The following is a 25,374-nucleotide window of genomic DNA, read 5'->3' on the forward strand; positions in this document are numbered from 1 at the left end:
GGGATTCGGGCCGTGGCTTTTTCTTCTGCTAATTCTGAGTAAAGCATAAATGGGGTTAATTGCATGCAAAGTTTCTGAAGGAGGTGGGGTTACGAAAGGGTGGTGGACTTTGGTAATGGGGAGAGACAGGGACAAGGGATATAGGGACCAGGGCAGTTCTCCTCTTGCTGTGGAGCGATCCCACTCTGGCCGCGCTAAAACGAATACGCGGCGAGGGTGGGGCGCCCGAACTTTATACCTTCAGGAGAGATGCTCTAATTGACGGTGACGGTAATGGTGGCTGTAGGGTCTGGTGTGACCGAGGGATTTCCATTGCCGTCGATGGTAAAGGTATAGGTGCCTGCAGTAGTTCCAGTGCTGCCGGTGCCCAGGGCCCTGCTGACGCTACCACAGGCCGAAAGCGTTCCAAAAGCTGCGATAAGAACGAGCACCCCGACAATCACGCGCCAGGCGTGACGACGTGCAGGGATGCCAAGGAAGGCGAGGAAAGCCAGAACCGTCGCCGCACCTGTCTTTATCAAGTTCGCATCACCCGTACGCGGCTTTGCAGAGCTCGCCACATGGCTATCCGCATTCGATCCGACAGTCGTTGAGAATGTGGCTGTCGCCGTGACGCTTGTAGCGCCTCCTGAGAGAGTAACGTTTGCGTTAGTCGCGCCGTTAATGGTGCAGGTGGGAGAATGAACCGCACCAGTTGGTGCATTCGTGAGAGAGCAGTAAAGCGCCACGGTTCCCTGGTAATAGGTGCTGCTGGTGATGGTTATGGTGGAGGAGGTGGCGCTACCCGGATTGACGGTAGCCGAAGCGCTCCCGCTCACTGTGTAGGCAGAACTTCCGACGGTAACCGAGGCTGAACCGGTTATGGGTATATAAACTGAATCTCCCCCATAAGAGACAGAAAATGTGTCTGTTCCAGTTGAGAAAGTGTTGCTGGGAACCGTGACGCTGGCCGCCCCCGACGAGAGCATAACTGCGCTGGATGTGTAGTAGTTTCCGTAACTGACGGTAACCGTACCGGTCGGCGTGGGCTCGCCGGGAACACCGGCAACCTTGATGGCGACCGCAAGAGACTGACCGATGTCAATGCTGGAAGATGCGGGACTCACCGTAATCGTGGGCGCAGGAGACGAGGCAACCGTCTCTGAGGCTGATCCAGTTGCGCCTGCGTAGTTTGTATCCCCTCCGTATTGCGATGTGATCGTGTCCGTTCCCGCAGGCAATGAGCCGGCTGGAATGGTAAAGGTATACGCACCCGCCGACAGCATCTGTGATCCCGCACTCCAGGACCCGCTCGTAAGGTTCACGTATCCAGTCGGCGTAGCGCCACTCCCCGTCACCTTTACAGCCACGGAGAGGGATTGATTGGCCGCGATGCTTGTCGATGCCGGGGTTACAGTTACGGTGGGGATCAAGGGAATGTATTGAGTCACATTCACCGTTGCGGAACCACCTTCCGCCGCGTAGAAGTTATCGCCTCCGTATTGAACCGTGATGGCGTCTGATCCCACATTCAGAAAATTGGCAGGAATAACAAAGGTAGTCGAGCCGTTCGTGAGTATATTCTCGCCTCCCTGGATATTCACGAAAACCCCGCCTGTCGGCGTGGGACCAGCACCCGTCACGGTGACTGTCACACTCAACGACTGGTTCGTATTCACGGTGTTCTGTGCAGGCGTCACAGTCACAGTGGGCGTTAACGCTGTCACTGCAACGCTCGTGGTTCCGGTTGAGCTTGCATAGGTTGAATCGCCGCTGTATGTGACCGTCAGTGTGTCGGTGCCCGCCGCAAGGGAGCCTGGAGGAATGGAGATATTAAACGCGCCATTTGAAAGCGGTTGAGATGGCGAGGTATACCCGCCGCCTCTTAGGGTCACGGTCCCTGTTGGAGTAGCGGAAGCACCCACGACAGTAACAGCTACGGAAAGCAATTGCGCGGTAGTGAGAGATGTAGATGCCGGAGTGACGGTGACCGTTGACGCCGACGTGCCGGACACCACATTCCAGTAGTTAATGAGATTCGTCACATTCACGCTGCCAAGGCCAGTGGCGAGATCATATCCGGCAGCGGCGTTGTATTCAGTGAGGTAATAGTATCCCGCAGTGTTCTTGCTGCAGTTGGGCGTGCCAGAGGTGCAGGGCACTGAGATATTACCTGTAGTGGTATCGTGAAAGATCGCGGAAGTATCAGGTCCATTGTAGAGGCGATACAGGTTCATGTCGGCTTGGCCGAGACGGGCCCCGGTCTTTTGCTGAACAAGAGCCAGGATGCCGGCAAAGGCGGGCGCGGAGGTAGAAGTTCCGCCGTAGCCGGCGAAAGAAAAGCCTCCGCCGTTTTGCGTTTCGCAATTCGTGGTGTAAGTCACGCCGTCTTGAGTAAAAGTGCCGTCTGTGCAGACAAGCCAGGATGCTCCATCAAAGCCATTGCTGGCGAAAAGCGATATATCGGGAAGATCGCGAACTCCATCCGAAGGCACTCCGGAACCTGTTTGCCATGAGGGCTTGGTGTAGCCGCTGGTGCAGGTGGCGATCGTAGTGTTTGTGGCATTACTTGCGTTGGTAGAACAGGAGCTTGCGCCACCGCTGCCGCCAACGATGCTGGTTTGTGATTTGGAGTTTTCGGAAGGCGTGTTTTGCGCCAGCAAGCCATCTGTGACGGCAGAATCGTTCCATGTGGATTCCGGAATGTAACTTACCGCGCTTCCGTAATAAGTTCCGTTGCTGGTACTCACATACGAACCAAAATTGCTCAAAAGAGCTGAAAAATCCGTGCCTCCTACAGCAATGTTGTAGGGTGTGGAGGCGAAACCATTCACCTGGAGGCCAAACTGCGCCACCTGCTCAGTGTTGTCATTGTCGCAGCCGGCTGCGCCGGAGTCGCCAGTGGAGACCGTGACGGCAATGCCCTGAGAGGCAGCCTGCTGCCACCAGCTATTGATGAGCTGATTGTCGGCGGTGGTTAAATTGGCCTCGCAATTGCCGAAGCTGAGGCTGAAGATGTCTACCTTGTTGTCCTCGATCGCCTGATCAATAGCATCGCTAAGGTTGACGGCAGTGTAAAAGTTGATAGCGGCTCCGGGAGCCAGGCCACCGGAAAGCTCAGTATCGATGTAGGCTTCATCCGTATCGTCTGTGCTGGTCGGAGAAGTACCCACGGTCGTAATGGTGATCTGGGTAGAGGTGCCGAGAAATTGAGCACGATAGCTGGCGACGGTAGCCGCTTGAATGGGCGCATCTCCCCCGATACCGATGGTGACGCCTGACCCGGTATAGCTGCTTCCACTGCTAAAGCCGGCATTGAAGCTGTTTGGCGTGTTGTAAATGGTCGCCGCATCCGCGGGAACAACATAGAGGCTATACCCCGAGGTAGCGCTTCCTATGGTTAAGAAAGGCCTGGGGCCTGAAGCGTAACTATCCGTTGGAACGAAACGCTTTTGCTTCGGATCATACGTGCCCGATGTAGCCGAAACATTGTGCGAGCGCGGTTTGATCGTATTGAGCCCCGCGATACCGGAGACTACAGGCGCGAGCGCGGAAGGAATTCTGGGATTCGAGATATTGGAGAAAAACTCCTGTTCGTTCGCTTGAAATGAGTGAATCTCGGTGTGGAACGCGGCCTCAATCTGACTGACGGAACCCGAGAAGGAAATACTGACGCGACCCTGCGGAACAGGCTGTACCGTCAAGCCTTGCGATTCAAGCCAGGTGACGAGCACCTGAATATCCGCGTCCGAAGCACCATACACCTTGCCGAATTGATCTGGCGTGAGCCATTTGCGGTAGTTCGGCGAGGCCGGATCGAGTTGCTCGGCCATAAATTTCCTGAGCGCGGCTTCCTGCTGTGGCGAGCGTGAAAGAACAAGGCGCACGGAGGTCATCTGGGTGCCGGCGGGCGCACGTCCGAGATCGAACTCTGAGCGGGCGAGCGATGGAACTCCGCCCGGAAGCGTAATGAGCTTTGACTCATCGATGGGCGCGACTATGCGTGATGAGACGTTGGGCTGCTGAGCGTAGAACAGCGTGGGGGCAAACAGGACAGTAACGATTGCGCACAAAGAGACAAAACGCGAGCGGAGCATAGAATGCCTTCGACCTTTCCTCAAGAGGAAATCGGCAAGATTTTGTAGTGGAACAGTTCCTATTGAAACAGATCGATGGCAAGCTCCGAAGTCAAGCCATCAGCGCGCAGGTTATCTCATGTCTTTGTTACGCAGGTTAAAAATCTGGAAGCCGGCAATCAGCTAGCCGACGATCTGGACGGTTCCCTTCCCCGTAAGCTCCTCGACGCGCTCGATCCAGCCCTTGTCGGCGGCGACAGACATCTGCTCAGGCTCGAGGATAATCGCGTACTCGCCCTTCTTTTCAAGGTGAAGCATCACTTTGCCGGGACCTGGCGCGGCGTCGGCTGCGGAGCGGATCGTGACAAGCATCTCTTCGGTAGCGCGGTCGAGGCTGATGCGGATGCGAATGCCGGAGGGTAGCTTGACCTGCACAGAATCGAGCGCCTGGATGGAGATGATGGAGAGCTTGGGCGCGGAGTCTTCTTCACCCATGAGCGTGCCGCGGATGAGCACGGGTGCTTCTATTTTGAGTTGCTCGGCCAGCCGCTCGTAATCGCGGCTGAAGGCGATGAGCTCGATCTTGCCGGTTGCATCTTCAAGCGCGGCCTGGGCGTAGAGCTTCTGATCGCGCTTGCTCTTCTGCACTTTAAGTCCTTGAATCATGCCTGCGATCTGGAGTTCGTCCGCAGGGTCGGATTCCCTGCCCCAGCGGCGCTCCGCGGGCTTACGCTCAAGTGCTTCGGAGACGGGGATGACGCCGGAAAGGTTGCGAAGCTTTTCGGCGTATTTGTCGAGAGGATGGCCGGAAACGAAGAAGCCCAGAACCTCTTTCTCATTGGCGAGACGCTCAGACTCCTCCCAGTCGGGAGCTTTGGGCAGATCGTCGGCAGTGCGCGCGGCGGGTGCGTCATCAAAGAGGCCGAAGAGCCCGGCCTGGCCCTGCGCGGCATCCTTCTGAGCCTTCTGCGCTCGCTCCATGGCTTTATCGACGGCTGCGTAGAGCTGGCCGCGCTTGCCAAGCGAGTCAAGCGCGCCGGATTTGATGAGAGATTCAATCACGCGCTTATTCATCACGCGCAAATCAACCTTCTCGCAGAACTCCCAGAGAGTTTTGAATCGTCCGCCAACAGCCTCACGAGCTTGCAAAATGGACTCGATCGCGTTGCCGCCGACATTCTTGACCGCGGCAAGACCGAAGCGGATCGCGTCGCCATACGGAGTGAATTGAGCGCCGGAGAGCTGAACATCTGGCGGCAAAACGTTAATACCTAATTCCCTGCATTCGCCGATGTACTTGACGACATTTTCGGGCTTTGATGTTTCCGAGGTGAGCAGGGCGGCCATGAACTCCACCGGATAATGCGTCTTCAGGTACGCCGTCTGATACGCAACCCACGCATAGGCCGCCGAGTGCGACTTGTTGAATCCGTAACCGGAAAACTTCGCCATCAGCTCGAAGATTTCCTCCACCGGAGCCTTTGCATAGCCCTGCGCCGCTGCGCCGCTCAGGAAGCGCTCGCGCTGCTCCGCCATCGCCTGCGCATTCTTCTTTCCCATCGCGCGACGCAGCAGGTCGGCTTCGCCAAGGGAGTAGCTTGCGAGCACGTTCGCAATGCGCATCACCTGCTCCTGATAGACGATGACACCGAGGGAGTCATTCAGGATTTCCTCCAAAGGCGGGAGCAGGTACTCGACTTTTTTACGCCCCCACTTGCGCTCGATGAAGTCGTCGATCATGTCCATCGGCCCAGGACGGAAGAGCGCATTCAACTGCGTCAGTTCCTCAACCGTGTCCGGCTTGTATCTCCGCAAAATGTCTCTCATGCCGGAGGATTCAAACTGGAAGACGCCCGAGGTGAGAGCGGTATGGAAGACACGCCGGAAAGTCTCCGGGTCGTCCGCGGGGATCATCTCAATGTCGACCTTTTGGCCGCGTGTCTGCTCAATCAGCTTGACCGCATCGTTGATGACCGTAAGCGTGGCCAGGCCCAGGAAGTCCATCTTGAGCAAGCCCATCTTCTCGACGGCCTTCATGTCGTAAGCGGTTACGATTTCGTCATTCTTGGTCCGGTTCAGCGGCACCAGTTCCGTGAGCGGCCGCGGTGCAATCACCACTGCGGAAGCATGCACACCAGCGCCGCGTACCAGCCCTTCCAGTTTCTTTGCCGTGTCGATCAGCTCACGGACCAGTGGCTCGCTGTTGTAGACCTTGGCTAAGTCGGGAACATCTTCGAGCGCCCTGTCGATGGTCATGCCTACGGTGGCAGGGATGAGCTTGGCGATGCGATCGACATCTCCATAAGGCATGTCAAGTGCGCGCCCGCAGTCTTTGATAGCGGCTTTGGCCGCCATGGTGTTAAAGGTGATGATCTGCGCAACCTGCTCGCGGCCGTATTTGCGTGTGACGTAATCAATGACCTCACCGCGACGGTTCATGCAAAAGTCCACGTCAACGTCAGGCATCGTTACGCGCTCAGGATTAAGAAACCGTTCAAAGAGCAGTACGTTCTGCATGGGATCGATGTTGGTGATCTCCATGCAGTAGGCCACAAGGGAGCCGGTAGCGGAACCGCGGCCTGGCCCAACAGGAATGCCGTTATCGCGGGCATACTTGATGAAGTCCCAGACGATGAGGAAGTAGCCGGCATACTTCATCTGCTTGATGATGCCGATTTCGTAGTTCAAACGGGCTTCGTATTCGGCAAGCGATTTGCGAAGCTGGCCGCGATCCTGTAGCGCACGGATAGACGTGTCAATTCGTTTCCGCAGACCCTGCCTGCAGACCTGCTCAAAGAAGCTGTCAATGGTCTCTCCCACAGGCACGTCGAATTGCGGAAAGGGATTGTCGACAGCGTTGAGCTTCAGGTTGCAGCGCTCCGCAATCTCCATGGTGCGAGAGAGAAGACCGGGGTGATCCGGAAAAAGCCGCGCCATTTCATCTGCGCTTTTGACAAAGAACTGGTCAGAGTCAAACTTGAAGCGGTTCGCATCGTGAACCTTTGCACCAGTCTGCACGCAGAGCATCACATCGTGAGCATGGGAGTCGTCGCCACAGAGATAGTGCGAGTCGTTGGTGGCGAGCATGGGAATACCCAGTTCCTGCTCAAGCCGGAAGAGATCTTTCTGAATTTTGAGCTCGGCTTCGAGGCCCTGGTCCTGGATCTCCAGATAGAAGTTGCCACGGCCAAAGATGTCCTCATACTGCAGTGCTACAGCTTTCGCTTTTTCGTATCCTCCTGGCGCTTCACCGGAGAGGATTTCGCAGAGTTCGCCTGAAAGGCAGCCTGAGGTGGCGATCAGGCCTTTGGAGTTTTCGGCAAGATAGCGCTTGGAGACGCGAGGCTTGCGATAGAAGCCGTGGAGTGAGGCTTCCGACGTAATGCGGATGAGATTGCGATAGCCTTCTTCGTTTTCAGCCAGGACCAGAAGGTGGTTATAATCATCGCCCTGCGCCGGAGCGCGATGGTCCTCGTTTTTGCACACGTAAAGCTCGCAGCCAAGAATAGGCTTGATACCTTTGGCCTTTGCAGCGCCAAAGAAGTGGACCGCGCCGTAGATATTGCCATGGTCGGTCATGGCGACAGACTTCTGACCGAGCGCGGCGACGCGATCGATGAGCTTCGTAATGTCGCAAGCGCCGTCGAGGAGAGAGTATTCCGTATGCAGGTGGAGATGAGTGAACTCGGACATGGTGATATATCGATTTTAGTTCTGTTTAGAATTCCAGGACGCAATGCAGAATGAGGAAATCCAGGGACCAAACTATCGCGTCTCAGGCGAAAGTTGATGTGAGCCTTCTGATTACCTTCATGGCGGTCAGATGAATATAGGGTTGTCCGCGGGCGGATTTTGCGGCATTGTAGATGCAGGGGAAGATGCGTGGGGGTTGATTTTACGCGTATGCGAATACAGATAGCATCGGCGATTTTAGCGGCGGCAATGCCTGCTACCGCACAGTATCCGCCGTGGTATCAGAACACTCCCTCAACGCCAACCCAGAATCCCGCCCTCCCGGCACCCGCGATTCCCGCCACAACCCAGGCTCCGGCAGTTCAAGTCCCGTCAACGATTCCTGCCCAAATTGCGAAGACAACGGCTCAGGTGGCCACAGCATCGCCGGATATGGACCGTCTGTTGGCTTTCCACGAGTCGGATGTGAAGTTTGGCGTCGAGCAGTTGATGGACATTCTGCGCGATAAGCGGCATGAGGGCTGGGTGCTGACTGCCTATCCCGATCCGAAGACAGCGCAGCCGCTGATTGGAGCTGGGTTCAGCCTGGATCTTCCTGCGCGGGAGCACCCGCAGCGTGACCCGCTGAATTCGAGTGCGTTCCTGGAACCGTCTTCGGCGGATCTGTGGCAGGCTGCGGGACTTCCCCCGGAGCGGCTGCAAATAGTTCTCGGAGAGTTTCATGGGCGCCTGGACACGCTGTCCAAGTACGGGTTTCGCTCCCAGATGAAAGCGATGGAGCCGCAGATCACTCCCGCGGATGCCAATGCGCTGCTGCGTATCGGGATTATTCAGGCGGCGATCAATGCGAAGGCATATTGCAGGTATTTTGATGGATTGACTGCCGCGCAGCAGATGGGATTGACGCAACTGGTGTATCAGATGGGCGTAAATCTAGAAGAATTCGGTACTTTTCTGGGGCTGATTAACCGGCAGAGCATGGATGAACTGGGCAACGCTGTTACCGTCAGGCCGAGCGCCAACTATTGGCATGATGTGCAGAAGAGCCTGGTGGAGAGCCAGTGGGCGCGGCTATACCGCGAACGCGCGACGGCAGTCATTGCGATGTTTGACCCGCACTACGCGACAAGCCCGGCGGGAGCCGAGCGCCGAGTAAGCGCAGTGCTGCGGCCAGTCAGACGGCATGGGCGCGGGGCAAGCGGCGGCACATTGCGCCAGGCTGGCCTGAAGCGAGGACACCCGGCAACGGCACACAAGAAGGCGGCAAGGAAGCGGCAGGATTAGATCGAAAACCATCCCTTGCGGGCTATACTTACGCCAAGCCTATGCGCAACCGGGTATTGACTCTTACATTGTTTGCAGCTTTGCCGGGCGTGATGATAGCCCAGGACACGCCGAAGCCTGCTTCCCAATCCCCTACACCTACCCCCACAAAGAAGATGACGACAAAACTGACGCCGGATGAAGTACACCGCTCCGCAATTGTGATCGACACGCACGCCGACACGCCGCAGCGGTTTGTGGATGAGAACTACGACCTGGGCGATGCGCTCAAAGGCGGCAACTGGAATCTGGAATCCGCGAAAAAGGGCAACCTGGGCGCGGAGTTTTTTTCAATCTGGGTGGAGCCCTCGCTCTATAAGGGCCAATTCGCGCGGCGAACTCTCGTGCTGATTGACGCTGTAAAGCAGCAAGTGGCCAGGCATCCGGACCAACTCATGTTTGCGACATCTCCCGAGGACATTGAGAAGGCGCATCGGGAGCACAAGACCGCGATACTTATGGGCATCGAGGGCGGTCACTCGATTGAGGACTCTCTAGCGCTCCTGCGGCAGTATTACGCTCTTGGCGTGCGGTACATGACGCTGACCTGGTCGAATTCCACAAGCTGGGCTGATAGCTCTGGAGACATCGACGACAAGTCGATCCCGCACACCGATTCCGGCCTGACTGAGTTCGGTAAAGATGTGGTGTATGAGATGAATCGCCTCGGAATGATGGTAGACATTTCGCACGTAGCGGATAAGACCTTTTACCGCACACTGGTAATTACGCGCGCCCCGGTGATCGCATCTCACTCCGGCGCTCGGGCGCTCAGCGACGCGCCGCGCAATATGACAGACGATATGCTCCGCCAGGTAGGAATCAACGGCGGCGTGGTGCAGGTGAACTTCTTCTCGGCATTTGTTTCGCAGGCCTACCGCGATGCGCAAAAAGCGCAGAAACCCGAAGTGGATAAGGCGATCCAGGCCTTCAAAGACAAGGCAAAATCTGAAGGCAAGGAAGTGAATTACGAGCAGATCTCGAAGATTCAACGCGAATATGCAGACCGCATTCCACGGCCGCCGCTGTCGGCACTGATCGACCAGATTGACCACATTGCAAAAGTAGCGGGCGTGGATCATACGGGGATCGGGTCAGACTTTGACGGCGTAGATGGGCAACTGCCGGAGGGAATCGATTCGGTGGGAGACCTACCGAAGATTACTGCGGAGTTGATGAAGCGGGGATACTCGGCAGAGGACTGCCGCAAGATTCTGGGCGGAAACCTCATTCGCGTCTTCAAGCAAGTCCAGGAAGTTTCAAAGCAATTGCAGGCAGAGGACCGGCCGAAGATTACCGACAAGCAGCCATTCGACAAACCGGTAAAAAAGTAGCCTGCGTAAAAAATCTCCTTCGTAAGTAGAGCCGTAACGCCAGTTGATATTTCAGCATTTTGTTCGTGGAGGCATTTTTCATGCGTGTAAGTCGCGCTTTTCAAGTGGCCGCAATCGCCGCTTCCCTGCTCTCTGTACCTGCGTTTCTAATCGCGCAGGATGATAAATCGAAGTCTGACAAACCTGCCGACAAACCCGCGCCAACCGAAGTCACAACAACGGGCACAGTCAGCGTCGGCGGCCAACAGATCAGCTACAACTCCGTGGCAGGCACAATTACCGTTGGGGCCACAGACGCCGACGACGCGCAGCTTGGATTGGACGGAAAGCCGGAGCCGGGCAGCCAGCTTGCGCTGAATGCTCCGGAGAAGCCTAAGGACGCGCAGCCGACGGCGCGGATGTTTTACGTGGCGTACTTCAAGAAGGATGCCAAGGCCGAGGACCGGCCGATTACCTTCCTCTACAACGGTGGTCCGGGCAGCGCAACAGTATGGCTGCACATGGGTTCGCTCGGGCCGAAGCATGTGGCGACGCCGGGAGATCAGCACCTTCCAGCAGCGCCCTACAAGCTGGCCGATAACCCATACACGCTGCTCGATACAAGCGACCTTGTGTTTATCGACATGCCGGGAACGGGCTTTGGCCGCCTGCTGGGCAAGGACCCCGAGAAGGCATTCTGGGGCATCGACGAAGATGGAAATGCGTTCGCGCGCTTCATTCAGCGGTTCATTACAAAGTACAACCGCTGGAACTCCCCAAAGTTCATCTTTGGCGAGAGCTACGGAACAACGCGGTCATCGGTACTCGTAGACATTCTGGAAAATGGTCACTCACTCGACATCAACGGCGTAATCCTGCTCTCGCAAATCTTCAACTTCACGACGGATATCGATATGCCGAGCGCAAATCCGGGAGTGGATTTGCCATACGTTCTGGGGCTCCCAACGTATGCAGCAACGGCTTGGTATCACAAGAAACTTCCGCAACAGCCGGCAGCCATAGAACCCTTCTTGAAGGAAGTAGAAGAATTTGCAACCGGACCTTACGCACATGCGCTGGCTCTGGGCACGGATGTGTCAGCGGAAGAGAAGCAGGCGGTGGCGGAAAAGCTGCACAGCTACACTGGAATACCCGCGGCGTATTGGATCAAGGCGAATCTCCGGGTGAGCGGTGGACAGTTCGAGAAGGCTCTGCAGGACGATGAGAATCTGACGACGGGCCGGCTGGATACGCGCTTCTCCGGGCCGAGCCTGAATCCGCTGAGCGAGGGCGCGGAGTACGATCCTCAGAGTTCGGCAATTTCTTCGGCCTATGTGTCGCTTTTCAACGACTATGTGCGGCGCGACCTGAAGTACGGCGAAGGACAGACATATCTCCCGTCGGCCCTGTTCGGCGGCGCGCAGTGGGATTTCAAGCACAACGGAAATCCAGTGAGCGTAAATGTAGCGAACGACCTGGCCGAGGCAATGAAGACAAATCCGCGACTGAAGGTGATGGTGAACGGCGGCTACTACGACCTCGCCACTCCGTTCTTTGCTGCGCAGTATGAAGAAAAGCACCTGCCGATTCCGCAGAGCCTGGCAAAGAACATTGAGTACGACTGGTATGAGTCGGGCCACATGGTCTATGTGAACGACGAGAGCCTGAAGCAACTGCATGACCGAGTGGCGGACTTCATCCGCCGCACGGTGGCAGATACAAAGTAAGTACCGAAGCAAATAGGCCGGCGTTGTGTATAGTAGCGAGCATGAATCGCACAGCGCTGGCCTTGCTGTTTCTGATCGCACCGCTTTCTGCCGCGGCGCAGACATACGTTCATTACGACGGAAGAGATCAATGGATATGAGCTGGCACTGGGAGACCACGGACGGAGTGGCGAGCAGTTCGACATCTGGCAGGCCGTTTATGGACCGGTAGGCGAGGACGGTTATCCGCAGCCGATCTTTGATAAGAAGACAGGTGAGATTGACCACAAGGTAGCTGAATACTGGCGCGAACACTACGACCTGGAAGCGAAGCTGGAACGCGAGTGGGCAACAAACGGGCAAAAGCTTGCTGGCAAGATTTCTATCTATGTGGGGTCGGACGACACGTATTTCCTGAACAATGCGGTGTACCGGATGGAGGATTTTCTCAAGGAGACAAAGAATCCCCCGTATGGCGGCGAAGTGACGTATGGGCCGCGGGCACAGTACTGCTGGAACGGCGATCCAACGCTGCCGAATGCGCTCTCACGGCTGCACTACAACACCATGTATCTGCCTAAGATACTGGAGCAGATTCAGAAGACAGCGCCGCCGGGAGCGGACCTAACGAGCTGGTGATATTGAGACCGGGATAAAACGACGGGGCGACAGGTAGAATCCTCTGCAGGAGTTTAACGCATCAATGAAAGTCGCTTCCCCTGCCCGCCGCCCTTCTTTTGGAACAAAAACCCTTACGACCAATAAACATCTGATCCGCTGGGTGGAGAAGATGGTAGAACTATGCCGGCCAGACGCCATCCACTGGGTGGACGGCTCTCAAGCTGAGTATGAGTTCCTGTGCGACCGCCTGGTGAATGCGGGAACCTTTCTCCGGCTGAACCAGAAACTGTGGCCGGGGTGCTTCCTGGCGAGGTCCGCTCCGAGCGATGTAGCAAGAGTGGAGGACCGAACGTTTATCTGCTCCCTCTCCAAAGACGCGGCTGGGCCTACAAACAACTGGGAAGATCCTTATGCAATGCGCCGCAAGCTGAAGCAACTGTTCAAGGGCTGCATGCGCGGGCGAACGATGTATGTGCTGCCATTCAGTATGGGGCCGGTTGGCTCGCCGATGTCGGGGATTGGCGTGCAACTGACGGATTCACCGTATGTAGTGGTGAGTATGAGGATCATGGCGCGGATTGGCGCACCTGTTTTTGCGGAGATTGATAAGGACATCAAGCGCGTTGTGCCCTGCATGCACAGCGTAGGCATGCCGCTGGAGCCCGGCGACGAGGACGTGCCGTGGCCTTGCAACGACGAGAAGTACATTGCGCATTTTCCGGAGACACGCGAGATATGGTCGTTCGGATCAGGATATGGCGGCAATGCGCTACTGAGCAAGAAGTGCTTTGCACTGCGAATCGCATCGAACATCGCGCGCGACGAAGGCTGGATGGCCGAGCACATGCTTATTCTGGGCGTAGAGAGCCCCGATGGCGAGAAGACCTATGTGGCAGCGGCGTTTCCCTCGGCATGCGGGAAGACTAATTTTGCGATGATGATTCCGCCAAAGGCGATGAAGAAGTGGAAGGTATCGACGCTGGGGGATGACATCGCGTGGATCCGACCGGATGCAAAAGGGCAACTGAGGGCGATCAATCCGGAGGCGGGATTCTTCGGCGTAGCGGCGGGAACGAGCGCGAAAACGAATCCGGCAGCAATGGCGACGCTGAGCAGAAATACGATTTTCACGAATGTGGCGCTGACGCCAGAGGGGGGCGTGTGGTGGGAAGGGATGACGGAAGAGCCGCCCGCGGAATGCGAGGACTGGCGCGGCGAGAAGTGGACGCCCGAGATCGGCAACGCGGCGGGACGCACTGCGGCGCATCCAAACGGAAGATTTACGGCGCCGGCTAAGCAGTGTCCAACGATGGATAAAGACTGGGAATCACCGGCAGGCGTACCGATAAGCGCAATTATCTTTGGCGGGCGCAGAAGCACCACCCTGCCGCTTGTGTATCAGGCCTTCAACTGGAGCAGTGGCGTCTACATTGGCGCGACAATGGGGTCAGAAACAACGGCTGCCGCAACCGGCGCGGTAGGACGCGTGCGGCGCGACCCGATGGCAATGCTTCCCTTCTGCGGATATCACATGGGGGACTATTTCCGGCACTGGCTCAAGATGCAGAGAGGACTCGATACCACGCCGCGGATCTTTCATGTGAACTGGTTTCGCAAGGATGAGAATGGAAAGTTTCTGTGGCCGGGGTTCAGTGAGAATATGCGTGTGCTGCGATGGATCGTGGACCGGGTACAGGGGCACACCCATGGCCGCGAGACCGCAATTGGGTGGGTTCCGCGGTACGAAGACATTGACTGGAGCGGTTTGAAGTTTGAGCGCGCGACTTTTGACGAGCTGATGAAAGTGGATCATGCCGCATGGCGCAAAGAATTGATGGATCATGAAGGCCTGTTTATTGACTTGCATGACCATCTGCCTCCAGAGATGATCTACGAGCGCGAATTATTGATCTGCAGACTGTGAGTAAGAGAGATATGGGTTCACCGACTGCCTCCGTTCTGGGTGAGATTGGCTTACCGGTTCCAGTGCGCGAGCTGGCGGCAAAGACCTGGGATGTAATCGTTGTTGGCGCTGGGCATAATGGACTGGCATGTGCGACGTATCTGGCGCGTTCAGGGCAGCGCGTGCTGGTGATCGAGAGTCGCAAGCGAGTCGGCGGCGCATGCACGATAGAGGAACCGTTTCCGGGTGTGAAGATGTCGCCATGCGCTTACCTTGCAGGACTGCTGCATCCGCGCGTGGTGGAAGAACTGGAGCTGGCGCAGCGTGGATTTCACTGGACACCGGCGGTGAATGGTTTGTTTGTACCGTTTTTGGATGGGACAAGCATTCAACTGTGGGACGATGACGCACGCTGCGAAACTGAAGTACGCGCACTTGCACCGAACGATGTGGGCGGCTGGAAAGCGATGAATGACGTAATTCGCCGGTTAAGAGATGCTCTGCGGCCTGCGGGCGATGATGATTTGTGGCTGAACGATGCGCCGACCGAGGAAGAAATTGAGCAGCGGCTGGGTTCCGATGACGAGGCGCGCGGGCTGCTGTTCGATTGGTCAATGGCAGAGCTTGTGGAACGGTACCTGAGCGATGAGCGACTGCAGATGGCCTACCTGGGACAGGGCGTGATTGGCACGAATGCCAGCCCGTTCGATAGAGGGACGGCATCGATCCGGTTTCACCATTCTTCAGGACGGCTGGCAGGAATGCCGGGAATGTGGGGCTATGTGAAGGGCGGCATGGGAATGGTGTCGTTCTACTTTTGCGATGCGGCACGCGAAGCAGGAGCTACTGTGGTTTCCGGCGTATCCGTGGCTGAGATTATGCCAGGCGAAGGAGTACGGCTGGAAGGCGGCGAATGGATTGCGGCGCGAACGGTGGTGTCGAATGCAGACCCTGTGAAGACCCTGGCGTTGCTGGGCAAGCAGGCGGATGCAGACTGGCGAAAGCGCATTGAACAGGTTCCGATTGAAGGCTGTACGGTGAAACTGAATGTACACCTGCGCGAACTGCCGAACTTTACAGCCAGGCCGGGGACGAGTGAGGCACATCACTATGGGCAGATCAACGCGCCGCTGACGAAGGATGAGTGGAAGGCTGGGTTTGCGGCAGCAAGGCGCGGAGAACTGCCGGAGCAGTTGTGGTGCGAACTGTATTTCCAAAGCGTGCATGATGCGAGCGTCAGCCCGAAGGGAACGCATACGATGAGCGTCTTCGCCCAGTATGTGCCGCACACCTTTGCACGCGGCAATTGGGAGACGCGGCGTGAAGAAGTGCGGACGCTAGCACTGAAGTCACTGGGGCGATTCTGCTCGAATATCGATACAGCGGTAATTGACGCGCAGGTGCTGGGGCCGCCGGATATTGAAGAGAAGGTTGGCCTGACGGGTGGGCATATTTTCCAAGGCGAGTGCCTGCCTGCTTATATGTGGCACAAGCGGCTGACCACACGAACGCCAATGCAGGGATTCTATCTTTGTGGGGCATGCACACATCCGGGTGGAAGCGTAATTGGCGTGAACGGGCGCAATGCGGCAATGGCGGTGCTGAAGGACCTTCATGCGATTTAGATTCGTACAACAAGCACGCTCTGCTATGCTGCGCTGAACATGGCCACGGCTCCTACTCTGAAACGCGGCATTCGCTTCCGCGACCTGGTGCTGTTTTATGTAATGAGCGGAATGAGCATCCGCTGGACGGCGACTGCCGCGGCTGCGGGGCCGAGCATTCTGTTTGTCTGGGTAGCAGCACTGATTGGATTCTTTATTCCTCTGGCTGCGAGCGTGATGGAGCTTTCGTCCAGGCATCCGGAAGAAGGCGGAATCTATATCTGGGCCCGCGAGGCCTTCGGAGACTTTGCCGGATTTATCACGGCCTGGACTTATTGGATGAGCAACCTGCCGTACTTTTCCGGCGTGCTCTACTTCGGCGCGGCGAGCGTGCTGTTTGCGTTTGGAACTCGGGCACAGGGGCTCAGGACAAGCGCGGTTTACTACCTGTGTTTTGCGGCCGGGTGGCTCGTGGTGATTACGCTTGCGAACATTGTCGGCGTAAATGTGGGCAAGTGGCTGAACAACATTGGCGCAATTGGCACCCTTATTCCGATGGGCATTCTGCTGGTGCTGGGTGTGATCGCGTATCTGCGGTTTGGTTCGGTAACGCACTTCAGCCGCGCTGCGCTGGTGCCGCATTGGACACTGAACAATGCAATCTTCTGGTCGAGCGTGTTTTTTGCATTCGGTGGATTCGAATCGGCCTCCTCGATGGGCGATGAGATCGTGAATCCACGGAAGACAATTCCCATTGCGATTTTGACCGGGGGCTGCATTCTGGCGTCTGCGTATATGGCAGGAACTTCTGCTCTGCTTGTGGCTGTGCCGAGCGATGCAGTGGCCGGACCGGATGGGTTTGTACACGGAATTCACATGCTGAGTGGGAAGCTAGGCATGGGATGGCTTGTAGCGCCAGTGGCATTGCTGGTGGCACTGAATGCGGTCGGAGGCGCCGCGGCGTATCTTTCGTCCACTTCGCGGTTGCCGTTTGTGGCGGGGATTGACCGCTATCTGCCGGAGGCTTTCGGGAAGATTCATCCCCGGTACCAGACACCTTGGGTGGCGATTGGCGTGTACGGACTGGCAGGGATTGTGGTGGCTCTGCTAGGGCAGGCGGGGACTAGCGTGCGCGGGGCTTATGACGTGCTGGTGGCGATGGGGTTTCTCTCCTACTTTGTGCCATATCTGTTTCTGTTTGGCGCGATGATCCGGCTGCAGGCCAGGCCAGCCGGCCCGGAAGTGCGACGGGTGCCAGGCGGAAAGCCGGTGGCTATTGCACTGGCGGGGCTTGGACTCGTGAGTACGGCGGCAACAATAGTGCTTTCAGCGGTTCCAGCAGAGGATGAACCGAATAAGCTGCTGGCAGTGGTGAAGGTAGTGGGCGGATCCGCAGTGCTGATGGGCGCAGGCGTGGTGGTGTTTCTGTTGGAGCGGCGAAAACACAGGAAGGCTTCTTCCGCGACGTGATGCGCCGTATTATGACTCCGCTCGACAAATCAGTGAGCGCAGGATTGCAGTCCACTCATCAAGCTCGACTACTGGAACGCATTCACGATCAGAATGGGCAGTATGCATGTCACCGGGGCCGATGACGATGACTTCCTGCGCAATTTGTGCGATGCGGGTTGCCTCAGAACCAAAGCTGATGCCTGTAGCGTCACGTGGGGCAAGAGCTTCGAGGCGTTGCCACAAAGGGCCGGACGCAGATGGAGAAAAACCCGGCTCGGCGCGAAGCGGTTCGATGTAAATGCAAATACGCGAGTTTGCAGTTTCGATAGATGCGGCGAGAGATTTCAGAGCCTGCAGCACGGCTTGCGGCGGATCATTGGGCGTGGGACGCCACTCGACAAGAAATGAGCATTCTCCGGCAACAATGTTTTTGGCCGTGCCGCCGTGAATGGTGCCTATGTTGATCGTCGTGCGAGGCGGGTCAAACAGCGTATCGAGCATTTGCTGGCGGATGGTTTCAAGCTGCTGAATGCGGACGATGAGTTCGGCAGCGGCGGCAATGGCAGAGCTGCCTTCGGCTGGAAAAGCCGAATGAGCTTCGGCTCCATGCACGGTGATGCGAGCGAGACCGTAGCCTTTGCCAGCGATGCCGGGATGCAGAGAGGTTGGCTCGCTGACGATTGCCGAGCGGATGCGCAAATCTGTTTGTGCGAGCAGACGATCCATACCTTTGCAGCCGATTTCTTCGTCCGCAGTGAGGATGAGAGCGATATCGGGATGCGTTTGCCGCGTGCTGATGGAATCAATTGCTGCGAGAAAGCAGGCTAGAGAACCCTTCACATCACAAGCGCCACAGCCATGAAGATACTGGCCGTCCGCGCGGAGTTGGAGAGCCTCAGTCCAACTTTGGGCAAAGGGAACGGTATCGGTGTGGCAGATGAATGCAAGATCGATGGCGGACTGCGGCGAGGTTGCCGAGGGACGGGCGATGAGATTGGCCTTGTCCACTCCGTTTTCATCTGTGTATGAAAAGAGACTGGCTTGCCAGCCTCTCGTTTGAAGAAAACTCACCACCCAATTGATGAGCGGGAGATTGGAAGCAGCGGAGGGAGTTGGGATGGCGACCAGCTCTTGAAGGATTTCGGCGGCATTCATGCGGTGACTTCCCTGCCCGCGATAAAGACGCGGGGACGTGCGGGAGCTGCGATGAAATAAGCAAGCTCGCGATAATCGTGAAATTCGTGGATGAGAAGGTCGGCCTGTTTGCCGGACTCGATCGAGCCAATTTGTGCGGCGAGACCGAGGCTGTGTGCGGCGTTGATGGTGGCGGCTGTCAGGGCCTCCGCGGGTGAGAGGCGCATCTCGAGGCATGCGAGCGAGAGGATGAATGGCATGGATGCGACCGGCGAGGAGCCTGGATTGAAGTCTGTGGCGAGAACAATAGCGAGGCCGAGGTCGATCATGATGCGCGCGGGCGGATATTGCGTGCGGCTAAGGGCGAAGACGGAGCCGGGAAGCAGGACGGGCTGCGTGCCTGCTGTTTTGAGCTGTTGAAGTGTTTCCTCAGTGACGGTTTCGAGGTGATCGGCAGTGGCCGCGCTGAGTTCGGCTGCAAGAGCAGCACCGGTGCCAGGGCGGAACTGCTCGGCATGGATGCGAAGGCCGAGTCCGTGACGTTTGGCGGCTTCGAGGATCGTACGGGATTCTTCAACAGTGAAGGCGTGATCGTCGCAGAAGGCGTCGCAATAACGTGCGAGGCTGGTGGATGCAACCGCGGGGATGATCTCTTCGATAATAAGGCGGATGTAGGCAGCGCGGTTCTGTGCGAACTCGGGCGGGACGGTATGAGCGGCGAGGAGCGTGGGAATAATTCGTGAAGGGCCTTCGCTGTTCAGGCGCCGGAGAATGCGAAGGATGCGTAGTTCGCTGTCGAGGTCGAGGCCGTAGCCGGATTTGGCCTCAATTGTGGTTGTGCCGGTGCGAAGCATCCAGTTGCGATGGGCGCGGGCGGCAGCGAGAAGATCGTCTTCGCTGGCAGCGCGGGTTTGGCGGACGGTCGAGAGAATGCCTCCGCCAGCGGATGCTATCTGCTGATAGGTGGCCCCGGCGATGCGCTGCTCGAATTCGGCGGCGCGGTTGCCGGCGAAGACTAGATGGGTGTGGGCGTCTACAAAGCCGGGCGTAACGCAGCGGTTTTCAGCGTCGATGACGGCTGCATGGGGCGGGATTTGCGCCTTGAGGTCGGCGTAGGTGCCCGTGGCGTTGATGCGGCCGTCTTCGATAAGGATGGCGGCGTTGGGGATGATACCTAGTTCGCCCAGTTCCTTTCCCACGCGCGGACGCGAGGGCCCTGAGAGCGTGACGAGCTGGCCGATGTTGACGATAGCGAGTGATTGAGACACGTCAGTTCCCTGCCATGGGAATGTGAATGCCGCGCTCGCGGGCAGTTTGTTTGGCAAGATCGTAACCCGCATCGACATGGCGAGCGACACCGATGCCGGGGTCGTTGTTTAGAACGCGGGCAATGCGTTTGGCAGCATTGTCTGTGCCGTCAGCAACGGTGACCTGGCCGGCGTGGAGTGAGTAGCCCATGCCGACTCCGCCGCCATGATGGAAGCTGACCCACGTGGCTCCGGAAGCTGTGTTAAGGAGCGCGTTGAGGAGCGGCCAGTCGGCGATAGCGTCGGAGCCATCGAGCATTTTTTCGGTTTCCCGGTAGGGGCTGGCTACGGAACCGGCGTCGAGATGGTCGCGGCCAATAGCAACGGGGGCGGAAAGCTCACCTTTGCGGACGAGGTCGTTTATTGCTTCGCCCATGCGCTGGCGCTCGCCATAACCGAGCCAGCAGATGCGCGCGGGCAGGCCCTGGAAGGCAAAGCGTCCGCGGGCAAGACGGAACCAGCGGTTGAGGATTTCGTTTTGTGGAAAGAGTTCGAGGGCGAGTTGGTCGGTGCGGTCGATGTCTTTGGGATCGCCTGAGAGCGCGACCCAGCGGAATGGACCGGAGCCAGTGCAGAAGAGCGGGCGGATGTATTCAGGCACGAAGCCAGGGATGAGGAAGGCATCAGCGCAGCCGGCATCGAAGGCGAAGCGGCGGATGTTGTTGCCGTAGTCGAAGGCGATAGCTCCGGCGCGCTGCAACGCGAGCATGGCGTTGACATGAACGACCATCGTTTCGGTGGAGCGGCGGACGTATTCTTCGGGATTGCCGACGCGGAGTTCGGCGGCCTGCGTAAGCGAGAGACCCTCCGGGATGTAGCCATTGAGCGGGTCGTGAGCGCTCGTCTGGTCTGTGACGACATCAATGACAACGCCGCGGCGAACGATTTCCGGGAGGATCTCAGCGCAGTTGCCGACGAGACCGACGGAGAGGGCGCGGCCTTCTCGGCGGGCAGTTTCACAGAGAGTAAGGGCTTCGTCGAGGTTTTCGGTGAGGGTGTCGCAGTAGCGTGTGTCTACGCGACGCTGAATGCGCGAACGGTCCACGTCGATAGCAAGTACAACGCCATCATTGAGCGTGACGGCGAGTGGCTGCGCGCCGCCCATGCCGCCAACGCCGCCAGTGACGACGAGTTTGCCCTTGAGAGAGCCTCCAAAGTGGCGGTCAGCGAGCGCGGCGAAGGTCTGGAAGGTTCCCTGCAGAATGCCTTGAGTGCCAATGTATATCCAACTTCCGGCGGTCATCTGGCCATACATGATGAGGCCCTTGCGATCAAGCTCGTGGAAGTGCTCCCAGGTAGCCCATTTGCCGACGAGATTGGAGTTGGCGATGAGAACGCGTGGAGCGAGATCGTGCGTGGGAAAGACGGCAACGGGTTTACCAGATTGGACGAGGAGAGTTTCTTCGTTGCCGAGTTGCTCAAGCTCGCGGACGATGGCGTGGAAGGACTCCCAGTTACGCGCGGCGCGACCGATGCCGCCATAGACGACCAGGTCGGAGGGACGCTCGGCGACTTCGGGGTCGAGGTTGTTCATGAGGCAGCGGAGTGCGGCCTCCTGCTGCCAACCTTTGCAGCGGAGCTGGTTTCCGCGAGGGGCACGGATGATGGGAGCTTCGGTGAGATTCATGGGGCCTCCTGTGCGAACTGACGCTGAACAGACTGATAGCGGGTGCGAATGGCTTCCTCTTGCGGGTGATGGCCATCGACGAGGACGAGCTTGCCGGCGACAGCCACGTCGCGGATGGCGGAGCGGCTGAGTGCGAAGGCGGCTTGAGTGGCGAGCGACTGCTTGTCTGCGCCGAGGAGTGCAAGGTCGTTGAGGTCGGCGGTGAAGAAGTCTGCGGGTTGGCCAAGAGTGGGATGGAGCGAGCCTCCATTGAGGCCGAGAGCGCTGTAGCCCCGTGCCGTGGCGCAATGGAGCAGATATGAGCCTATGTTGCCGTTGAAATCGAGGATGCCGCGCTCTCGATGGAGTAGGCGTAGATGATATTCGGTCTGGCGGACATCTTCGAGGATGTCGATCTGCGCCTGGCTGTCGGTGCCGTGGCATACAGGAATACCGAGACGTGCGGCACGATCGGCGGGAAAGATGCCGTCACCGAGATTGCGTTCGGTTGTGGGACAGGAGCAGATGTGTGCGCCGGCGCGGCCGGTCTGCTCGAACTCGGCCTCTGTCATGTGGATGGCATGGATGAGTGTGGTGTGATGCAGGATGCCGTTTTCCGCGAGGAGCGTGGGCGGCGTGAGGCCGTATTCGGCGATGCAGGCTTCGTTCTCGGCGATCTGCTCAGAGAGATGGATGTGTACAGGAAGATTCTGCTCGCGAGCAAAGGCGTAGATGCGTTTGAGCGTATCGAGCGGGACAGCGCGGATGGAGTGTGGTGCTGCGCCGACGGTGACTTTAGGCTGGTTGGCGGCTGCTGAGAGCAGCGCGTCGAGGTTGCGGAGGTACGCGTCTTCGGTTTCGTAAAAGCGGCGCTGGCCGAAGTGCGGCGGGAGATTGAAGCCGGCGCGGAGATAAGCAGAACGTAGGAGGACGATGCGAATGCCGACGGATTGCGCGGCACGGATCAGTGTGAGGGCTAGCTCGTTGGGATCGGCGTATGACGTGCCGTCGGGTGCGTTGTGGAGGTAGTGGAACTCGCCGACGACGGTGATGCCGGAGGCGAGCATTTCGAGATAGACGGCGCGGGCCACGTCATACATGGCCTCAGATGAGACGAAGGCGGCTGCGCGGTACATCTGCTCACGCCAGGTCCAAAAAGTATCTGCGCCGGCGGCCTTTCCTAATGCCGTCCGGCCTTCAGCGCGGGCGCGGAAGAGGCGCTGGAAGGCGTGGGAGTGGGCGTTGGCGAGGCCTGGGAATAAGGCTTTGCCGGTGAGACGCACAACTTCTGCGCCGGGCACGGATTCAGGTGTTGCGAGTGCAGCTACATTGCCGTCTTCGTTGACGAGAAGGCCTGTGCCTTCGCGGGCAATGCCTGAGTAGAGCAGATCCGGCAGATAGAGGGTCTGTTTCATAGTTCGTGCTGGCTATCTTGATAGTAGCGGGCGCGGTATGCCTTGGAAAAGACGGACTACTGCGATACTGATCGAGTGTTCCGTTTCAGCAAACCGACCGATACTCAGGTGAATGCCGTTATTGCAGAAGCTGCTTCCCTGCCCGCGAAGGATTGTGAGTGGTTTACATCCGTGGAAGCACTCATCGAACGGCAAATTCCTTTTGGGTATGCTCATGACATGGCAAGCTTGCGGATCGGGTCCGGTGAGGCGGACTTTGTTGCGGCCCGGCGTGCATTTGAGGAATGGAAGCAGTTTGATCTTAGATGGGTTCGGGTCGCGAATCCCGAGGTTGCGCTTACTCTGGGTCAGATTGTTGCAGTGGAGGCTCAGACGATTGGATTATGGTCACTGAATCTCAGCCGGATTGTGCAGATCATTGATACGAGGACGCAGTTCGGATTTGTCTATGCAACGACTTCACTGCATGTGGAGCAGGGCGAGGAACTCTTTCTACTCAACTTTGATCCGCAGACAGGATCGGTGACATACCTGCTGGAAGCCGTTTCGCAACCGCGGAATATCTTTGCAAAGTTGGGCTATCCGTTTACGCGCGCGATGCAGCGTCAGTTTGCGCGAGAGTCCTTGATGCGTATGTGCGATGTGGTTCGTGGGCTATGAATGCTTCCGGTAAGTCCGGAAGCTGATACCCTAAAGATATGAAATTCGGCATAATTGTCTTTCCTGGTTCTAACTGCGACCATGACACCTACAACGTGATTGCGGAGATTGCGCATCAGCCTGTGGAGTTTTTGTGGCACGACTCCGAGGACCTGAAGGGCGTTGATGCAGTGCTGATTCCGGGCGGCTTTGCCTATGGCGATTATCTGCGAACAGGTGCGATTGCGCGATTCTCGCCGGTGATGGGCGCGGTAAAGAAGTTTGCCGGTGACGGCGGGCTGGTGCTGGGCATCTGCAACGGGTTCCAGATTCTGACCGAGAGCGGTTTGCTGCCGGGTGCGCTGATGCGCAATGCCGGGCTCAAATACATCTGCAAACAGGTACATCTGCGGACGGAGACAACGGATTCGGCGTTTACGAACTCGCTCAAGAAGGACGAGGTGCTGCAGATTCCGATTGGCCATGCGGAGGGCAACTACTTCTGCACGCCGGCAGAGCTGAAGCGGCTTGAGGCTGAGGATCGGATTGCATTTCGCTATGCTGCCGCGGATGGGGCAGTGACGGCGGAGGCGAATCCGAATGGTTCATTGAGCAACATTGCGGGGATTCTGAATGAAGGGCGCAATGTGCTGGGGATGATGCCGCATCCGGACCGGTCGAGCGAAAAGCTGCTGGGCTCGGTGGATGGTTGGAAAGTGTTTGAGTCGATGGTTGCAGGTGTAGTATCCCCCGGCAAAGCCGGGGGCTTTATGGTGTGAGCCCGCTCAAAGCGGCTTGAGCGGGGTCGCTAACGCTGCCCCGGCGTTGATGGGGCCGCAACTGCGCATATAATACCTTCCGCCGGCACTTGGCGATGAATGCTACGTGGTATTTGCACTCCCATACGGAGTGGCTTAAACTCTCAATTCCGGTCCATCCAGCTTCTCCTTGACGTGTGCTTTGGTCGGCTCACGACTGGAGTTTCTTGGATGGACTCCCGTATATGTCAAACTCCTACTGCCTCCCCGGTAAAGCCGGGGGATCTCCCGTAACCTTTAGACAGTATTGAACCAATCTTTTTCTATATACACTTGCTCGACTTTCTCGGTGCGAATACCAATACCAAGCTCTTTGAGCTTTTCCGCCAGATTGCCACCATCAATCAAATCAATCGGAGGCGCGCCATCGCGCGTTGCCTCTTTGACAGCCGCAGGCGTAAAAGTTCCCGTTGTAATAAAAAGGCCTTTATCAGCGCGCCCTACCATAGCACCACGAAAATCACGAATTTCGCCCGCACCGACAGAGCCTGTATAGCGCTTGCATTGAAATAGCACATGGAAACTCATCAGCCCATGGATTCTTGCGATTCCTTTACCGTCAATTCCGCCATCACCGGTTCGCCCTGTCACTTCGACCTGCGTGAATCCAGCTTCCCTAAGCATCCGCTGGACAAGCCTTTCAAAGGATTCCGGAGAAAGGTGCTTAGAGCTTATCCTTAAATAGTGTACTGAGTTGATTCCTGTGGAGGATGGTTTGTCGCATGCAGCATTTGTTTGAACGATGCTCAGATTCATGGCGCAAATCAAATCGAGGATCATATCCG

At 57.4% G+C, this 25,374-nt stretch carries 16 protein-coding genes; 9 read left to right on the forward strand and 7 right to left on the reverse strand.

The window, feature by feature from the left end:
* Positions 1-254: 254 nt before the first annotated feature.
* Together ABSG47_RS12850 and dnaE are read right to left on the reverse strand one after the other, a co-directional pair.
* Positions 255-4,076, reverse strand: a complete 3,822-nt coding sequence (locus tag ABSG47_RS12850) for an Ig-like domain repeat protein (RefSeq protein WP_424170091.1) — start codon at positions 4,074-4,076, stop codon at positions 255-257.
* 162 nt (positions 4,077-4,238) lie between these two features.
* Entirely contained in the window at positions 4,239-7,748 is a 3,510-nt protein-coding gene (gene dnaE / locus ABSG47_RS12855; RefSeq protein WP_424170092.1) for a DNA polymerase III subunit alpha, read from the reverse strand.
* Between the two features lie 210 nt (positions 7,749-7,958).
* Here dnaE and ABSG47_RS12860 point away from each other — a divergent pair, with 210 nt between their 5' ends.
* The 7 genes from ABSG47_RS12860 (at position 7,959) to ABSG47_RS12890 (ending at position 17,688) form a co-directional block, all read left to right on the forward strand.
* On the forward strand, positions 7,959-9,032 hold the full coding sequence (locus ABSG47_RS12860) for a lysozyme family protein (protein ID WP_424170093.1): 1,074 nt from the start codon (positions 7,959-7,961) through the stop codon (positions 9,030-9,032).
* Between the two features lie 56 nt (positions 9,033-9,088).
* Positions 9,089-10,405: a dipeptidase gene (locus ABSG47_RS12865; RefSeq protein WP_424170094.1), complete on the forward strand. Its 1,317-nt coding sequence runs from the start codon at positions 9,089-9,091 to the stop codon at positions 10,403-10,405.
* 80 nt (positions 10,406-10,485) lie between these two features.
* Positions 10,486-12,111 (forward strand): S10 family peptidase, encoded by a 1,626-nt coding sequence (locus ABSG47_RS12870; RefSeq protein ID WP_424170095.1) that lies wholly within the window; start codon positions 10,486-10,488, stop codon positions 12,109-12,111.
* 369 nt (positions 12,112-12,480) lie between these two features.
* A complete protein-coding gene (locus ABSG47_RS12875) occupies positions 12,481-12,729 on the forward strand; it encodes a hypothetical protein (RefSeq protein ID WP_424170096.1) in 249 nt (82 codons plus the stop codon).
* A gap of 64 nt (positions 12,730-12,793) precedes the next feature.
* Positions 12,794-14,635 (forward strand): phosphoenolpyruvate carboxykinase (GTP), encoded by a 1,842-nt coding sequence (locus tag ABSG47_RS12880; protein ID WP_424170097.1) that lies wholly within the window; start codon positions 12,794-12,796, stop codon positions 14,633-14,635.
* A gap of 11 nt (positions 14,636-14,646) precedes the next feature.
* On the forward strand, positions 14,647-16,239 hold the full coding sequence (locus ABSG47_RS12885) for a phytoene desaturase family protein (RefSeq protein ID WP_424170098.1): 1,593 nt from the start codon (positions 14,647-14,649) through the stop codon (positions 16,237-16,239).
* Between the two features lie 39 nt (positions 16,240-16,278).
* Positions 16,279-17,688, forward strand: coding sequence for an APC family permease (locus ABSG47_RS12890; RefSeq protein ID WP_424170099.1), 1,410 nt, complete (start codon positions 16,279-16,281; stop codon positions 17,686-17,688).
* Positions 17,689-17,697: 9 nt separating this feature from the next.
* On the opposite strand, the gene ABSG47_RS12895 is transcribed toward ABSG47_RS12890, so the two are convergent.
* Genes ABSG47_RS12895 through ABSG47_RS12910 form a run of 4 tightly spaced genes read right to left on the reverse strand, consistent with a single transcriptional unit; the run spans position 17,698 to position 23,132 of the window.
* Positions 17,698-18,825: a M20 family metallopeptidase gene (locus ABSG47_RS12895; RefSeq protein ID WP_424170100.1), complete on the reverse strand. Its 1,128-nt coding sequence runs from the start codon at positions 18,823-18,825 to the stop codon at positions 17,698-17,700.
* Positions 18,822-20,072: an imidazolonepropionase gene (gene hutI, locus ABSG47_RS12900; protein ID WP_424170101.1), complete on the reverse strand. Its 1,251-nt coding sequence runs from the start codon at positions 20,070-20,072 to the stop codon at positions 18,822-18,824. The genes ABSG47_RS12895 and hutI overlap by 4 nt, the downstream gene beginning before the upstream one ends.
* A gap of 1 nt (position 20,073) precedes the next feature.
* The gene (hutU, locus tag ABSG47_RS12905; protein WP_424170102.1) at positions 20,074-21,738 is read right to left on the reverse strand and encodes a urocanate hydratase; all 1,665 of its coding nucleotides are present in this window, start codon (positions 21,736-21,738) and stop codon (positions 20,074-20,076) included.
* Positions 21,735-23,132, reverse strand: coding sequence for a formimidoylglutamate deiminase (locus ABSG47_RS12910; RefSeq protein ID WP_424170103.1), 1,398 nt, complete (start codon positions 23,130-23,132; stop codon positions 21,735-21,737). The genes hutU and ABSG47_RS12910 overlap by 4 nt, the downstream gene beginning before the upstream one ends.
* A 171-nt stretch (positions 23,133-23,303) precedes the next feature.
* Between ABSG47_RS12910 and ABSG47_RS12915 the strand changes: the two genes are divergently transcribed.
* On the forward strand, positions 23,304-23,792 hold the full coding sequence (locus ABSG47_RS12915; RefSeq protein WP_424170106.1) for a DUF1990 domain-containing protein: 489 nt from the start codon (positions 23,304-23,306) through the stop codon (positions 23,790-23,792).
* Between the two features lie 38 nt (positions 23,793-23,830).
* The gene (gene purQ, locus ABSG47_RS12920) at positions 23,831-24,550 is read left to right on the forward strand and encodes a phosphoribosylformylglycinamidine synthase subunit PurQ (protein ID WP_424170104.1); all 720 of its coding nucleotides are present in this window, start codon (positions 23,831-23,833) and stop codon (positions 24,548-24,550) included.
* Positions 24,551-24,826: 276 nt separating this feature from the next.
* Here purQ and ABSG47_RS12925 read toward each other — a convergent pair.
* The coding region (locus ABSG47_RS12925; protein WP_424170105.1) for a restriction endonuclease at positions 24,827-25,374 on the reverse strand (548 nt) is incomplete at its 5' end.

Source organism: Occallatibacter sp., assembly GCF_049510455.1.
Taxonomy (GTDB): Bacteria; Acidobacteriota; Terriglobia; order Terriglobales; family Acidobacteriaceae; genus Telmatobacter.

Bases quoted from the DNA above. Each gene is read 5' to 3' on its own strand.
- ABSG47_RS12860 (WP_424170093.1), top strand. From the start codon at position 7,959: ATGCGAATACAGATAGCATCGGCGATTTTAGCGGCGGCAATGCCTGCT.
- ABSG47_RS12880 (WP_424170097.1), top strand. From the start codon at position 12,794: ATGAAAGTCGCTTCCCCTGCCCGCCGCCCTTCTTTTGGAACAAAAACC.
- ABSG47_RS12890 (WP_424170099.1), top strand. From the start codon at position 16,279: ATGGCCACGGCTCCTACTCTGAAACGCGGCATTCGCTTCCGCGACCTG.
- hutU (WP_424170102.1), bottom strand. From the start codon at position 21,738: ATGAATCTCACCGAAGCTCCCATCATCCGTGCCCCTCGCGGAAACCAG.
- ABSG47_RS12885 (WP_424170098.1), top strand. From the start codon at position 14,647: ATGGGTTCACCGACTGCCTCCGTTCTGGGTGAGATTGGCTTACCGGTT.
- purQ (WP_424170104.1), top strand. From the start codon at position 23,831: ATGAAATTCGGCATAATTGTCTTTCCTGGTTCTAACTGCGACCATGAC.
- ABSG47_RS12870 (WP_424170095.1), top strand. From the start codon at position 10,486: ATGCGTGTAAGTCGCGCTTTTCAAGTGGCCGCAATCGCCGCTTCCCTG.
- ABSG47_RS12910 (WP_424170103.1), bottom strand. From the start codon at position 23,132: ATGAAACAGACCCTCTATCTGCCGGATCTGCTCTACTCAGGCATTGCC.
- ABSG47_RS12895 (WP_424170100.1), bottom strand. From the start codon at position 18,825: ATGAATGCCGCCGAAATCCTTCAAGAGCTGGTCGCCATCCCAACTCCC.
- ABSG47_RS12850 (WP_424170091.1), bottom strand. From the start codon at position 4,076: ATGCTCCGCTCGCGTTTTGTCTCTTTGTGCGCAATCGTTACTGTCCTG.
- dnaE (WP_424170092.1), bottom strand. From the start codon at position 7,748: ATGTCCGAGTTCACTCATCTCCACCTGCATACGGAATACTCTCTCCTC.